This is a genomic window from Sorangium sp. So ce385, assembly GCF_051474135.1.
GTDB classification, from domain to species: domain Bacteria; phylum Myxococcota_A; class Polyangia; order Polyangiales; family Polyangiaceae; genus Sorangium; species Sorangium cellulosum_D.
Map to the genome: position 1 here is coordinate 5,255,472 of NZ_CP150337.1, position 13,975 is coordinate 5,269,446.

Consider the following 13,975-nt stretch of genomic DNA (forward strand, 5'->3'; position numbering starts at 1 on the left):
GGGATCTTGCGTGACCTTTCCACGGTCCGCTACCGTCGCAGCCCATCGTCATGCTGACCGACGAACAGCTCGCCACCGTCTGGAAGGGCTTCATCCCACCTGTCGGGTGGGCGAAGTGGCAGAAAGACTACCTCGACTTCCTCTCCTGGGTGCGCAACGCCTCCGAGTCCGAGCTGCGGACCGAAGCGGCGCAGAAGAAGCTCTGGAACGCCCGCGCGATCACCCCCGCCGGCTACGGCGACGCCATCAACGTCGACGTGCTCCTTGCCGACCCCGAGTTCGTGGACGCCATCGTCGGCCTCCGTGGGCGCGCCTGGCCGCCCGACGTGGCGGCCCGGGCGGCTGCGATCCATGGCGAGTACGAGCGCCTCCTCGGCATGGCCGTGGCGCGCGAGGTCAAGCCCAGGCCGCACGCAAAGCTCCAGCGGCTTGTCGGCGCGCTCGTGCCAGCCGAGCTGAGCTGCGTGCTCAGCTACGATGCCGTCCGGCACATCGCGATGCTCCTTCTGGGGGACGCGAGCGATCCCCCGCTCGTGGCCCAGGTGATGATGCGCGCGCGGCTCCGGGCCGTGCTCGGGGAGGAGAAGACCCTGGCCGAGCACGTGCAGCGCTCGACCTTCTGCTGGTGGCTCCACGAGAACTACGAGCGGCTTTCGGCTGGGCAGATGCCGCCGTGGAAGAGCAACGAGGCTGCCGACGCCGGAGCGGTGCTCCCGCCGGACGACAAGCTGCCTCCGCTCGTGGTGTGGCCTTTCGCCAAGCAGTACGTGGGCTATCTCGCGGTGCGCAACTTCGCGGGCGCGTACCGCGCCGTGGTGCAAGCGGCGCTCCCGGGGCTCTCGCAAGACGACCTCGTGGGCGTGCTCCAGGCGAGCGGAAGCTTCGACAAAGTCCCGACGCCGACGCTTCGCCAGCTCATCATCCGCGCCAAGGGCCTCGGGTTCATCGAGCAGCGCGACGGCCTGCTCTACGCCACGAAGGACGGCGACGAGCTGCTCGGCAGCGAGCAGCCGGACATCCTCATCGATCGCCTCATCGAGCGCGTCTTCGGCTTCGCCCATCTCCTCCGGTACGTCGACGAGCACCGAGGGGCGCCCGACGCGGCCGTTGTCGACGCTCTGCAGAAGATCTATCCCACCTGGACCACCGCGGGGGTTCCCAACGATCTCCGGAGCTGGAGCCTCTACCTCGGCCTGCTCAAGCGCGACCAAAACGGCGGCCTCCACCTGACGGACTATGGCGCTGCCCGGGCCGCCCGGCTTCCGAAGGAGCTCCCGAAGCCTCCGGCCGAGGAGAGCAGCGATATAAGCCCGATCGCGGGCGGGAACACCGTCACACCGCCGGCGATCCCGTATCCCGCCTTCGACGCCATCCTCGCGCGCTTCAAGGCCGACCCGGAGATCGCCGACTTCGTCTTCGAGGACCGCCAGCTCGCCAGCCTCCACGCCGCCTGGCGCAGCCATCCACGAAAGCGCTTCGTGCTCCTCTCCGGCCTCTCGGGCACCGGCAAGACGGCTGTCACGCTCTGCTACTCGCGCGCGGTCTGCGACCTGATGGGGCTCTCCCCCGACGCGCACCGGGAGATCGTGCCCGTCTCGCCCGACTGGCGGGACCCCTCGGGGCTGCTCGGCTACTTCAACGCCCTGCACGCCAACCCCACCTTCCAGGCCGAGCCGGCGCTCCGCCTCGTCCTGCGCGCCGCCGCCGACCCGGGGCGCCCCTATTTCCTCCTCCTCGACGAGATGAACCTCGCCCGTGTCGAGCGCTATTTCGCGCCGTTCCTCTCGGCCATGGAGACGGGCAAGGATCTCGTGCTCCACGCCAACGGCGCCGAGGTCAACGACGTCCCCCCGCGCGTCCCCTGGCCGACGAACCTCCACATCGCGGGCACCGTCAACATGGACGAGACGACCCATCCGTTCAGTGACAAGGTGCTGGACCGGGCCTTCACGCTCGAGTTCTGGGACGTGGACCTCGAGCGCTTCTTCGAGCGCGCCGCGGCCAGGAGCCAGGGCAAGCGGCTCCCGGACGTGGAGGCGACGCTGATCGAGCTGCACGACGCCCTGCGCGCGGTCCGTCGCCACTTCGGCTACCGCACGGCCGGCGAGGTGCTCGCGTTCATGCACGCCGTCCGGGAGCTGGGCGGCGGGGCGCCGGAGGCATTCCTCGACCAGGCCGTGTTCTCGAAGGTGCTGCCGCGCCTGCGCGGCGAGGACACGCCGGCGTTCAAGGGCGCGATCGAGGCCCTCCTGGGGATTTGCAAGCAGCGCCGACTCACCATGTGCGAGGCCAAGCTCGGGAGCATGATGGAGCTGCTCAAGCGCACGGGCTTGACCCGGTTCTGGGCATGAGCCTTCACGTCCGCGACGCGGCCGGCCTGGACCAGCACCTCGTCGATGGCGTCCTGCACCTCGAAGAGGCGAGGACCTACCACGTCGATGCGCCTCCTGGCGCCGGCGCGCCGCGGGCGTGGCTCGGGCCGCTGGAGCTGCCCTGGAGCCAGGAGCGCGGTGCGTTCACGCTCGAGGTGGGCCACTGGGTCGGCTCGGCGTCGCTCAGGGTGGCGCACGGCGCCCAGGAGACGGTGGTCGCCGTCCAGGTGGACCCGCGCAACGAGAAGCTCTCCGACGGGGCGTGGCTCGCGCTCCTCGCGGACCTGGAAGCGTGGTCGCCGGGCCTGGCCATCGGCCTCGAGGGCGGCGGCGTCGGCGCCGTCCAGTCGGAGGGCACAACGGCGACGGTCCTGGCCACAGCGCTGCTGCCGCTGGTGCCGGCGCTCGTCCGCGCCGTTCACGCCATCGCCGCCGCGCCGCGGGAGCTCGCGACGTCCACGCGCGAGGACATCCCGCTGCGCGCCGTGCGGCGCGCCGATCGGGAGACGCTCCACTGGCTGGCGAGGCACCCGACGGCCGCACGCGCGGTGGATCCCTGGCTCGCCGCTCGCGCCGGCGAGCAGGACCCGTACGTGCCGCAGGACACGACGCACGAGACCGTCGACCACCCGGTGAACCGCTACATTGCCTGGCTCGTCGGGCGGGTCGCTCGCGTGCTCCGTGACCTGGGCGTCGCGCTCGGTGACGCCGCGGTGAAACGACGGCTCCAGCCGGACACCGCGCGGTGGTGCCGTGCGCGAGCGCGCGCGGCCGCAGGCGCGGCGGACGAGCTGTCGACCACGCTGCGCCGGACGTTTCTCGGGTCGCTGACGCCCATGCCCGCCACCGAGGCCGCGCTGCTCGCGGTGCAGGACGATCCCGCCTACGCTCGCGCCCACGCGCTGGCTCGGCCCTTCCTGTCGCCGCGATTCCGCCTGCGCGAGTCGCTGGACGGCGGTGAGGCCCCGGTGCGCCCGAGCTTCGAGCTTTACGAGCTGTGGACGCTGCTCGCCGTGCAGCGGGCGCTCGCCGGAGTCCTCGATGGGTGGACGTGGACCTGGCAGCAGGGGCCCGGGAACGAGCTGCTCGCCGGCTTCGGGGCGGGGGCGGCGTTCACCGCGAGGCGTCCGATGGACGGGGCGCGGATCGAGCTCCGGTACAACATGACGTTCCCCGGATACCTCGCCCGGGGGACCTCGGACCGATACAGCATCTCCGGTGAGCGCCGACCCGATCTCGTGATCTCGTTCGAGTCACCCGATGGGCAGCGTTCGTGGATCTGTCTGGACGCCAAGTACCGGGTACGGCGGGATGCGCTCGCGGACTCCTTCACCTCGCTCCACATCTACCGTGATGCGCTGCGGTGGGAGACCTTCGGCGGCCCATGCCGCGGCGGGCTGCTCCTGGTTCCGGCGGTCGAGCCGGCATGTCAGCCGTGGTTCGCCGGCGAGTTCCGCGAGCGGTTCGGCATCGGCGCCTGGCGGCTGACGCCGGGGGAGCCGCCGGACCTCGATCTGGCGAAGCTTATTCTCGCCATGGGAGGTGGACCCGCCCGAGCGCAGGCGCTGGCGGCGGTGACGTACCCTCGCACACCGTCATCGCCGCACGACGCCGCAGGACGACAGCCTTTCTGGAGCCTGATCCTGGCCGGACGAGATCGCGTCGTTGGCACGTCAGCCTACCTCGCGAGCTTCTCTCGCCTGGTTGCCAAGTCGAGCACGGGCGCTTGTGTGCCGGGGGCGGCGCTCGGGCAAGGCAGTCCAAGGAGCCGTCCGATCGCCTCATGCGCAACGCGCACGGCTTCAACATCCCCCGCCGCCGCTGCGGCACCCAGCCCCGCTCCGAGCTGCGCGACCAGCACCGCCCTCGGCGACAGGGCAGGGGAGGGCGCCGCTCCCGCTTGCGCCGCGCCGCCCCCCGCCGCCACCTGCTCCGCCAGCCGCACCAGCATATCCACCCCCACCGCCTCCCCCGCCGCGACCGCCCTCAGCGCCGCCACCGCCAACTCCCGCTCCCCATCTCCACCCGCTCCACCCCCGCCTCCGGCCTGCCCACCTTCCTGCCCACTTTGCCCCTTAACCCCGCGATTTCCCTCAGCACCCCCAGGCTCTTTTAATCCGTAGGTCCAGGGTTCGAGTCCCTATCGACCCACTGAATGATTCCGAGGGCTTAGAGCCGAAAGCTCACGCGGAATCGAGGGGGAGGTGGGCCGCCGCGGCGCCCACCCGGGCGTCTGGCGGACGGCGCCCTTGATGGCCGTCTCGCTCAGGTGCGCGTAGCGGTGCGGAGGCGATCGACGTGTGGCCGAGGTGCTCGCAAACCTCCTCGAGCGTCCAGCGGCGGCCCACCAGCCGGCGACGAGCGAGCGGGCGCAGCTGTGGCGGAGGTCGTGCCAGCGGACCGGGCGGGTGATGCCGGGGGCGGCGAGGTGGCGGTCGAAGCAGCGGCAGACGTCGATGGCGTCGGCGGAGAGGAGACGCGACGGATCTTGCCGCTCCTGGGAGGCTGGTTCGTGGAGCCGACGCGGACCAGGACGTGCGGGGCGCCGGCGTCGAGGCGAGGATCGGCGATTTCCAGGTTGAGCTGCTCGCCCTAGCGGAGGCCGGTGAGGAGCGCGAAGACGATGATGAGGCGGTCGGGCGCGGGGATGGCGTCGCTGGTGCGGAGGCGGCGCTGCTCATCCGGCTCCAGGTAAGGTCCACGGCTCGACGGTGGCGCCGCGGGCGCGGCGCTTGGTTGCCTTCTGGGCGCTCTTCTTGAGGGCGGCCACGGGATTCGTGGTGATGTGCTGGGGCATCGCGTCGTCGAGCATTTTCCGGAGCAGCCCGATGACCTGCCTGATCTTGGCGGGTGAAGGAGGCTTTGGTGCGCGGTAGGGTGTTGCGGGGAGCTTCTTCTGGAGCGCGCATATCCAGGCGTCGACGTCGTTCGCCGTGATCATGACAAGTGCCATGCTGGCGAGTGGGGAATTCTCGATATACGTCCGCCAGCGGCCACGGTCGGCCGAGATGCTGCGCAGGCCGTCGAGGCGCTCTCGGCGGTCCGGCCCGCGCGACGCTTGAACGCCCGAGCGCAGGCGTGCGGGGGGGGGACGCTGCTGCTCGACCCGCCGACGATTACACGCGCCTTGCGCCGGCGCTGCAGTCACACATAGATTGCGAGATTGCCGCGCGTTCGTCACACAAGAGAGGGTACTCAACATGTGAGGCGATGCATGGTGCCGAGGCGAGCCATGGCCGGGAGCGGTCGTCGGAGAGCAGGGTCATGAGCGCGCTCCCGCGCGGCGCGGTGACGCCGCTGAAAGGCGCCGCGGCCGCCGCGATCGCATGGCGCACGCAGGGCCGGCACTACATCACCGTCATCGCCAAGGCGAGCTTCGCCTTTGCGATCGATGGGGTGATGTGGCGGACCGATCCGCAGGAGATCCTCCGCGCCGAGGTCCACCATGACAAGAACCCGGCGCGGAGCGTCCGCTGGAGCGGGGACCTCGCGCCCTACCTCGGTCGCGCCGATGTGGTCTTCACCGGAGATGCGCACGCGCCGCGCGGCACCGAGGTCCAGTCCTTGCCGGTGCGGCTCGCGGTCTACAGCGCGGGCGGCTGGGTGCTCGACAAGCGCCTCCTCGTCCGCGACAAGGGCCCTTTCCGGAAGATACCCCTCGTGTACGAGAGGGCGGCTTGCGGTGCGGACAGTTGGGAGAATCCGTTCGGTAGGGAGCCGATGGACGGCCCGGCCAACATCGTCGACCTCCAGGATCCCGCGCGCCCCGCTGGCTTCGCGCCGCTCGCGCGCGCGTCGCCGGTGCGCCGTCGGCTGCTGGGCAGCACGCCTCGCAAGGCGCTCGAGGAGCCGAACGCCGACATCCCCGCGGGCTTCGATTGGTCGTACTTCCAGGCGGCGCCCGCGGACCAGCAGATCGCATTCCTGCAAGGCGATGAGTGGATCGTGCTCGAGCACGTGAATCCGGCGGCTCCACGGCTTCAAATGCGCTTGCCCGGGGCGCGCGGGGTAGCGCGGATCCGAGGGCTCGCCGCCTCCGCCGCGGCAGACGGCGAGCTGATCGAGCTCAACGCCGACACGCTTCGCATCGACGGCGTCGAGCAGCGCTGCACGGTCGTATGGCGCCGGGTCTTCCCCGTCTCCGGCGAGGACGCCTTCGCGGCCGTGCGGATCGTGGCCGGCGTCGAGATCGAAGGCGAGGAGACCGCATGGCCCGACGTGCGCCTCGAGGAGCAGGAGCGCGTGCTGCCGGCGCATCCGCCTTCGCTCCGCCTGGGCTCCCAGGGCACCGCCCGGATCGAGGACGCGCCCGACGGGGCGGGCGAGGCGCGGCTCGCCCCGGAGCTCCCGATCAGCCTCTCCGCCGAAGACGTCGAGCTCGTCGATCCTCCGTTATCCGCCGCGTCACTCTTCCGCACGCTCGCGCTCCCCGAGGAGTCGGACGAGCCCTTGATGCGCGCGCCGGCGCTCCCCTTCGGGCCCGCAGCCCCTGCGCCGGCGTCGCAGGGCGAGCTTGGGCCGGTCGCAGATCAAATCCCTGTCCTCTTCACCAGCACGACGCTGCTGTCGAGCGAGGACGAGGCGCGGGCCACCGGTCAGCCCCCGACGCCGTTTCCTGCCGCGCCGTCGCTTCCGCCGCGCGTCGCGCCCGAGCTGCCGATCCCTGGCGCGCCCTGGTCCGGCGAGCCCGCTGCGCGGGCGCCTTCCGCGTCTCGCTTTTTTCACGAGCTCCGACGCGAGGGCGACGAGGGCCCGGGGCCGCTCCCGCCGCTCGGCGAGGGCGACGAGGTCAGCATCGAGCGGTGCGCGATCGTCGCGGCGGAGCTCGCGGAGCGGCCGGTCCCCCGGGCCGACGTGCTCCGCGCGCACGGCCTCTCCGAGGAGCGCTGGGAGCAGGCCGAGACGCGATGGCGAGAGGCGATGGCGGAGGAGGCCCGACGCCGCGAGCGACCGCTCCGCGATCGGTTCGATGCAGCCTATCTCGCCACCTGGGAGGCCATCCGTGGCGTTGTGCATCCGACCGATTATGCGCGCCTGGTCGTCGCGACCGAGCGCGACGGCGCGGCCGCGGCGCTCGATCCGCTCGCCATTCGACGCACGGTGTGGGCGCAAATGAAGCGGCTTTGGGCCAGGCGGCTCGCCGGCGATCCGCGCCTGAGAGCGCAGGTCGAGGCCGAGATCGCGACGCTGCGCGGAGCGCCGCGGCAGCCCGCCGACAGCAACGCCCCCGCGGCGCAGGCCGGCTGATCCGCGCGATGCGATGTCAGGTGTGCGGATCGCACGACGGCGACGCGCCGTCGTGACATACAATCATCGCTTTGCTTTGTAGGAATCGCCTCTATAGTCGACGTTCTTCCGGCGCCAGGAGCCAACGCGCACCGACAACGGGGAATTACAACCATGCAAGATGCGTTCACCGTCAGCGCCAGCGCGCTCCCTGCCGCCACGCGGGTCGTTGGCTTTCGAGGGACAGAGGGGCTGTCGAAACCGTACGTCTTCGAGATTTATCTCGTGATGACGAACTACGTGGGCCAGGATCTCGACCTCGCCGACGCTGTGGGCACGAAGGCGACACTCCGCCTCTCCCCGTCGGACGGCGGGGCTCCCTTCCTCGTGAACGGCATCTTCGCGACGGTGGAGCTCGTCCACGCCTTCGGCGAGCGCTCCGTCTTCCGCGCTGTGCTCGTGCCTCAGCTCTGGAAGCTCACCGTCTCCCTGCATAGCCGGGTCTTCACCGACCAGACGGTGCCCGACATCGTCAAGACGGTGCTCTCGGGCGCTGGGGTCTCGGATGTCGAGCTCAGGCTGATCGGCAGCTACAAGCCGCAGGAGCACGTGTGCCAGTACCGCGAGAGCGATTTCGACTTCATCTCGCGGTGGATGGAGCGCGAGGGGCTCTATTATTACTTCGAGCAAGGGGACGGCGGGGAGACGCTCATCATCACCGACGACAAGGGCGTCCACGTCCCGCTCGGCCAGCAGGCGGTCCGGTATGTCCCGCAGTTCGACGAGCACAGGGCCAAGGGAGAGGTGCTCTGGACCTTCACGTGCCGGCACACGTCGATGCCGTCCAGGGTCCGCATGAGCGACTATGATTACAACAATCCCGCGATCGAGATCTCCGGCAAGGCGCCCGTCGCGGTGAACGGGCTCGGCGAGATCAGCGTCCACGGCGCGCGCTTCTTCACGCCGGCCGAGGGCAGCCGCCTCGCGGCCGTGAAGGCGCAGGAGCTGCTCGCGGGCCAGGTCGTCTACCACGGCACCGGGGCGGCGTTCTACATGCGCCCTGGGTACACGTTCGAGCTCGAAGAGCATCCGAGGCCGGCGTTCAATGCGGTTTATCTGGCCACCGAGGTCGAGCACTGGGGCAACCAGACGGGCTGGGCGCCCGAGCTGATGCAGCTCATCGGGCTCACCTGGGACGATGTGTATCGGATGGAGGTCAAGGCCGTCTCCTCGACCGTCCAGTACCGGGCGCCGCAGCGGACGCCGTGGCCTCGTATCTACGGGACCGAGCACGCCCTCGTCGACGGCCCGGCGGACAGCGAGTACGCCCAGATCGACCAGCACGGTCGCTACGCGGTCAAGCTGAGCTTCGATGAGAGCGCCCTCCAGGGCGGCAAGGCCTCGACCTGGGTGCGCATGCTCCAGCCGCACGGCGGCGGCACCGAGGGGTTCCATTTCCCCCTGCGCAAGGGCACCGAGGTGATGTGCACCTTCCTCGGCGGGGATCCGGACCGCCCCGTCATCGCCGGCGTCGCCCCCAACGCGCTCACGCCGAGCCCCGTCACCTCGGCCAACAGGACGAGGAACGTCATCCAGACGGGGGGCAGGAACCGCATCGAGCTCGAGGACCAGGCGGGCGCGCAGCGCATCACCGTCAGCACACCGACCGAGAACACGATCCTGCGCATGGGCGCGCCCAACGATCACCACAATTTCATCTCCAGGACGGACGGCACCGCCCTGATCAAGACGGGCAAGTCGCTCGAGATCCAGACGGGCACCTGGAGGAAAGATAACGTCGGCGATCAGATGGAGACCGAGATCGGCCTCTACAAGAAAGAGACCGTCACCGGGGCGGTCACCCTCATCTACAAGGACGCCTTCAACACGAACGTGGATAAGGCTGTCACGGAAGTCTACAAGGACACGAAGAACGAGACGGTCACAAACGCCGTCACGGAAGTCTACAAAGACACCCAGACCACCACGGTCACCAACCTGCGCAAATCCGAGCACGGCACCGAGGAGACGACCGTTCATGGGAAGGTCACCGAGACGTACGAGGGCCATCACGCGACGAAGGTGACGACGGGCGGCCGGTACGAGGAGACCACCGACCTTCACCACCAGAAATTCAACAATGGATGGAAGGTCGAGATCCCTGGCGGTAACGTCGAGCACATCGCGACGGGTGATTACAATATCCAGGCAGAGCACTTCAGAGCGAAGGCCAAATCCGACTACCGCGAGATTCAGGGCATCAGATTTCAAAAGACCAATGGCGGCTTGATCAACCTCACCTACGGCTTCGGCACCCTGAACGTCGTCGTCCCGCAAAGGACGGAGCTGGTCGGGGGATTGAAGCTGGATGTCATCGTCGGGATCAAGGCGGAGGCGGTCCTCGGCCTCAACGTCAAGAACGCAAAATTGGTGATCAACCAGAACTACCTCGAGGTCTGGCAGAAGGGCGTCGAGGTGGGTAGCTCAGCGGTGACGGTCACCAGGAATGCTGCGGCGAGGGTGACCTCGACGGGGGCTCAGATCTGGCAATCCTTCATCCACATGTTCCACTAGCGCGGCGCCCAGCAGAAGACCGCGGGAGCCTGCTGCGAACCTCATGAAGACGATCAAGCCGAACCGGCTGGGGCTGCTCACCAAGGTGTTCGAGAACGACGGCGAGCCGTACCTCGTCGTGACGCTCCTCGTCTTCTTCCCGTTTGAGGCGCCGAGGCGCCTGCTCTACGAGCAGAGCCTCTGGAGGTTCGCCGGCGCGGAGCTCGGGAGCGACGCCATCCTCGATGAGTGCATGCCGAAGCTCCGGGGCGAGCTGCTCGTGAACGGCCGCTGCTTCACCGCGGGCGCCGTGCCGCGCCCTGCGTGCTCGGTGCGGGTTCAGATTGGGGCCATCGACAAGACGCTCTATGTCGTCGGAAATCGTCGCTTCGGGCTCCTGGGGATGACCGAGCCAGAGCCGTTCGCCGAGATGCCGATCACCTGGCAAAACGCCTTTGGCGGCGAGGGCTACGCGCCGAACCCGCTCGGCAAAGGCTTCGCGCCGGTGCGCGGCGAGAACGGCTCGGTCCATCCGTTGCCCAACATCGAGGATCCGCGCCGCCTCGTCCGGTCGCCCGGCGACCGGCCCCCGCCCGCCGGGCTCGGAGGTTACGATCCGACCTGGCCACAGCGCTTCTCCAAGGTCGGGACGTACGATGAAGCGTGGCTCAAGGAGCGCTTCCCCGAGCTCGCCAAGGACCTCGACTGGAGCTTCTTCAACACCGCGCCGCCGGACCAGCAGATCGAGGGGTATTTCCGGGGCGACGAGGCGTTCGTCATCGAGAACATGCACCCCGGGAAGCCGCGGATCGAAGGGGCGCTGCCGGCGGTGGCGACGCGGTGCTTCATCAACCAGAAGACCGGCGAGGGGGAGTCCTTCCGGGAGATCGCGACGCGCCTCGACACGGTCCGGCTCTTCCCCCACCACGAGCGCGGGATCCTCGTCTATCGCGGGGTGCTCAAGATCTGTGAAGACGATGCGGCCGACGTGCTCCACATCGTCGCGGGCTGCGAGGCGATGGGCGAGCCCAGGCCGGTCGAGCATTACCGAACCGTCATGGCCCAGCGGCTGGACAAGGAGAAAGGGCACCTGTTCCTCCTGCGCGACGCGGATCTGATGCCGCCTCCGCAGCCGGGCGCGGTGCCGCTGCCGGACGACCCTCAGGCGGAGATGACCAGGCTGCTCCAGTCGGAACGGCTCTGGCAGAAGCGCGCCCGCGCGAAGGCGGAGCGGGAGCTCGAGGAGCTCAAGGCGAAGATCCGCGCGCAGGGGCTCGATCCGGAGCCGCTCGTCGCGCCGCTGCCGCCGGACGAGGACGTGCTCGAGCCCAGCCTGGACGAGCTGCCGGCGTACGTCGAGCGGGCGATGAGCGAGGCCGAGAAGGTCAAGGCGGACGCGGAGGCGCGCCGCGCGGCCGAGGAGCAGAGGGCGCGCGCCGAGTGCGCGAAGCACGGAGTCGATTATGACGCGATCATGGGCGAGCGGCAGAAGGAAGCCGGCGGCCCGCCCCGGTTCTCGGCCAAGAAGGAGCTCGAGCGGCTCGAGGACGTGGCCCAGATGGCACAGAACGGCGGGGTCGAGTGGCCCGAGCTCGAGGCGCAGCTCGGTGATCCGGAGCTCGCGGCGCGCCTCTTCGCGGTCGAGGAGCAGATGCGCTCTGCCTACCGGAAGTTCGCACACCACTACCCGGCGGCCTCCCGGCTGGGCGGCGAGGAGGCCGCTCGCGTACGGGAAGAGGTGATTGCCGGGCACCGGGCCGGGGAGAGCTTCGCGGGGCGAGATCTCACGGGCGCCGATCTCTCGCACCTCGACCTGTCGGGCATCGATCTCGAGGGCGCGCTGCTCGAGGCCGCGGTCCTCACGGGCACCCGGCTGTGCGGCGCGAACGTCGCCGGCGCGGTCCTGGCAAGGGCCCATCTCCTCGGCGCAGATCTCACCGGGGCGAACCTGGCCGGCGCGAACTTCGGCGGAGCGAACCTCTCCGACGTGAAGATGGGCGGCGGGCTCGATCTCACCGGCGCCGTGCTGGCCAAGGCCAACCTTTCGGGCGCCGATCTGACCGGCGCGCGCCTGTCGGACGCCGACCTGTCCGAGGCGACCTTCGACGGGGCCGACTTCAGCCGCGTGACCGCGCGCAATCTCGTCCTTATCAACACCGATCTCTCCGGCGCCCAGCTCTCCGGCGCAGACCTCGAGCAGTGCACCTTCATCGAGGCCAACGTGGAGGGCGTCGACTTTCGCGGCGCGAACCTCCGCGCGTCGGTGTTCATCACCGGCAAGGGCGACGGCGCCGTCTTCCGCGGCGCCAAGCTCGACAACATCCGCCTCATCGCAGGCTCGTCGTTCGCCGGCGCCGACTTCCGCGGCGCTTCGCTCGAGCAGGCCAACCTTCGGGGCACCTGCCTCCGAGGGAGCGACTTCACCGAGGCCAACCTGCGGAGCTCCGATCTCAGCGAGTGCGACCTCACGGGCGCTCGCCTGGATCGCGCCGTCGCGGTGGGCGCCATGCTCACGCGGACAGACCTCTCGGGTGCCTCGCTGTCGGGCATCGATCTGATGGAGGCCGTGCTGCAGAAGGCGAAGGTCGATGACACGAACTTCGAGAGGGCCAACCTGTTCCGCGTCGACGCCACGAAGATGCGCGGAAACGCCGCGACGAGCCTGAAGGGGGCCAATGTAAAGTACGTGCGCTTCGTCGCGCCGCCGGAGAACCATGGACAGAAATGATCTGATCGAGCTGGTCCAGGGCGGCGAGATCGTCTCCGACGTCGACCTCTCGGGCGTCGACCTCTCGGGCGCCGACCTCTCCGGCGCGATCTTCGAGAAGGTGAGCTTCGCCGGCGCGGACCTCTCGGGCGCTCGGCTGAAGGAGTCGACCGCCACTGGCTGCAGCTTCAACGACGCGCGCCTGTCCGGCGCCAACCTGCACCTTGCGGCGATGGTGGACTGTGATCTCACGGGGGCGAAGCTGGACGGCGCCTCCCTGATCGCAGCGCAGCTCACCGGCGGCGATCTCTCCCGGATCGACCTGAGCGGAGCAGACCTGACCCTCGCGAGCGTGATCAACACGAGCCTCTCGGGCGCCCGGCTCGCGCGCACCAACCTGGACCGCGCCGCCATCCTGGACGCGCGGACCGAGCGGATCGACCTCTCGGGCGCCGTGCTGAAGCAGACGGCGCTCGTGCGCGCCGATCTCTCGACCGCGACCCTCGGCGGCGCCGTCCTGGAGCTCGCCGTGCTCGTGGAGGGGAAGCTCGCGGGCCAGGACCTGCGCGGGATGTCGTTCACGATGACGCAGTTCACGGGCGCCGATCTCAGCGGCTGCGACTTCTCCGGCGCGACGCTGACGCAGTGCGGTTTCAAGGACGCGAACCTCTCCGGCGCCAAGCTCGACGGCGCCTTCGCGGGCCGGGCGCTCTTCGTGAATGCCAACCTCACCCGAGCGAGCCTCGCCGGGGCCGTGCTCAAGGAGTCGGTCTTCGTGGGCGCTCGCCTCATCGAGGCCAACCTCGCCGGCGCCAACCTGGAGATGTGCATCCTGACCCGGGCCGCGTGCGCGGGCGCGCGCTGGAGCGGCGCCAACCTTACGTACGCCGACCTCTCCCACGCCGACGTCTCGGGCGGCGACTTCTCGAGGGCGACCCTGTTTCGAGCGCGCCTCCATCGGATCAAGGACGAAGGGGCCGTGTGGGAAAACCGGGCGGCCGCCCTCGGCGACGACGCGGATCTCGCCGAGGCGGAGCAGTGGCAATCACGGGTTTTGAGCAGCAGCCGGGGGAGCTCGGAGCCTCCGGCCATGGGTGTCGAGACGTCTACGCGTTGA

7 protein-coding genes are annotated in these 13,975 nt (G+C 69.7%); 6 read left to right on the plus strand and 1 reads right to left on the minus strand.

The genetic code is table 11. The annotated features are described in order from the left end of the window. Positions 1–50 precede the first annotated feature (50 nt). Positions 51–2,351, plus strand: coding sequence for an McrB family protein (locus WME83_RS19205; protein WP_437320732.1), 2,301 nt, complete (start codon positions 51–53; stop codon positions 2,349–2,351). Next, positions 2,348–4,495: a DUF2357 domain-containing protein gene (locus WME83_RS19210; RefSeq protein ID WP_437320733.1), complete on the plus strand. Its 2,148-nt coding sequence runs from the start codon at positions 2,348–2,350 to the stop codon at positions 4,493–4,495. Before WME83_RS19205 ends, WME83_RS19210 begins: the two co-directional genes overlap by 4 nt. Positions 4,496–5,049: 554 nt before the next feature. Here WME83_RS19210 and WME83_RS19215 read toward each other — a convergent pair. Next, positions 5,050–5,313, minus strand: a complete 264-nt coding sequence (locus WME83_RS19215; RefSeq protein ID WP_437320734.1) for a hypothetical protein — start codon at positions 5,311–5,313, stop codon at positions 5,050–5,052. Positions 5,314–5,450: 137 nt separating this feature from the next. Here WME83_RS19215 and WME83_RS19220 point away from each other — a divergent pair, with 137 nt between their 5' ends. From WME83_RS19220 to WME83_RS19235, 4 genes are all read left to right on the plus strand, one after another. Next, entirely contained in the window at positions 5,451–7,619 is a 2,169-nt protein-coding gene (locus tag WME83_RS19220; protein WP_437320735.1) for a DUF2169 domain-containing protein, read from the plus strand. Between the two features lie 153 nt (positions 7,620–7,772). After that, entirely contained in the window at positions 7,773–10,172 is a 2,400-nt protein-coding gene (locus WME83_RS19225; protein WP_437320736.1) for a type VI secretion system Vgr family protein, read from the plus strand. A gap of 43 nt (positions 10,173–10,215) precedes the next feature. Then, entirely contained in the window at positions 10,216–12,879 is a 2,664-nt protein-coding gene (locus tag WME83_RS19230) for a DUF2169 domain-containing protein (protein WP_437320737.1), read from the plus strand. After that, entirely contained in the window at positions 12,866–13,975 is a 1,110-nt protein-coding gene (locus WME83_RS19235; protein WP_437320738.1) for a pentapeptide repeat-containing protein, read from the plus strand. Before WME83_RS19230 ends, WME83_RS19235 begins: the two co-directional genes overlap by 14 nt.

Bases quoted from the DNA above. Each gene is read 5' to 3' on its own strand.
- WME83_RS19230 (WP_437320737.1), top strand. From the start codon at position 10,216: ATGAAGACGATCAAGCCGAACCGGCTGGGGCTGCTCACCAAGGTGTTC.
- WME83_RS19215 (WP_437320734.1), bottom strand. From the start codon at position 5,313: ATGATCACGGCGAACGACGTCGACGCCTGGATATGCGCGCTCCAGAAG.
- WME83_RS19205 (WP_437320732.1), top strand. From the start codon at position 51: ATGCTGACCGACGAACAGCTCGCCACCGTCTGGAAGGGCTTCATCCCA.
- WME83_RS19225 (WP_437320736.1), top strand. From the start codon at position 7,773: ATGCAAGATGCGTTCACCGTCAGCGCCAGCGCGCTCCCTGCCGCCACG.
- WME83_RS19210 (WP_437320733.1), top strand. From the start codon at position 2,348: ATGAGCCTTCACGTCCGCGACGCGGCCGGCCTGGACCAGCACCTCGTC.
- WME83_RS19235 (WP_437320738.1), top strand. From the start codon at position 12,866: ATGGACAGAAATGATCTGATCGAGCTGGTCCAGGGCGGCGAGATCGTC.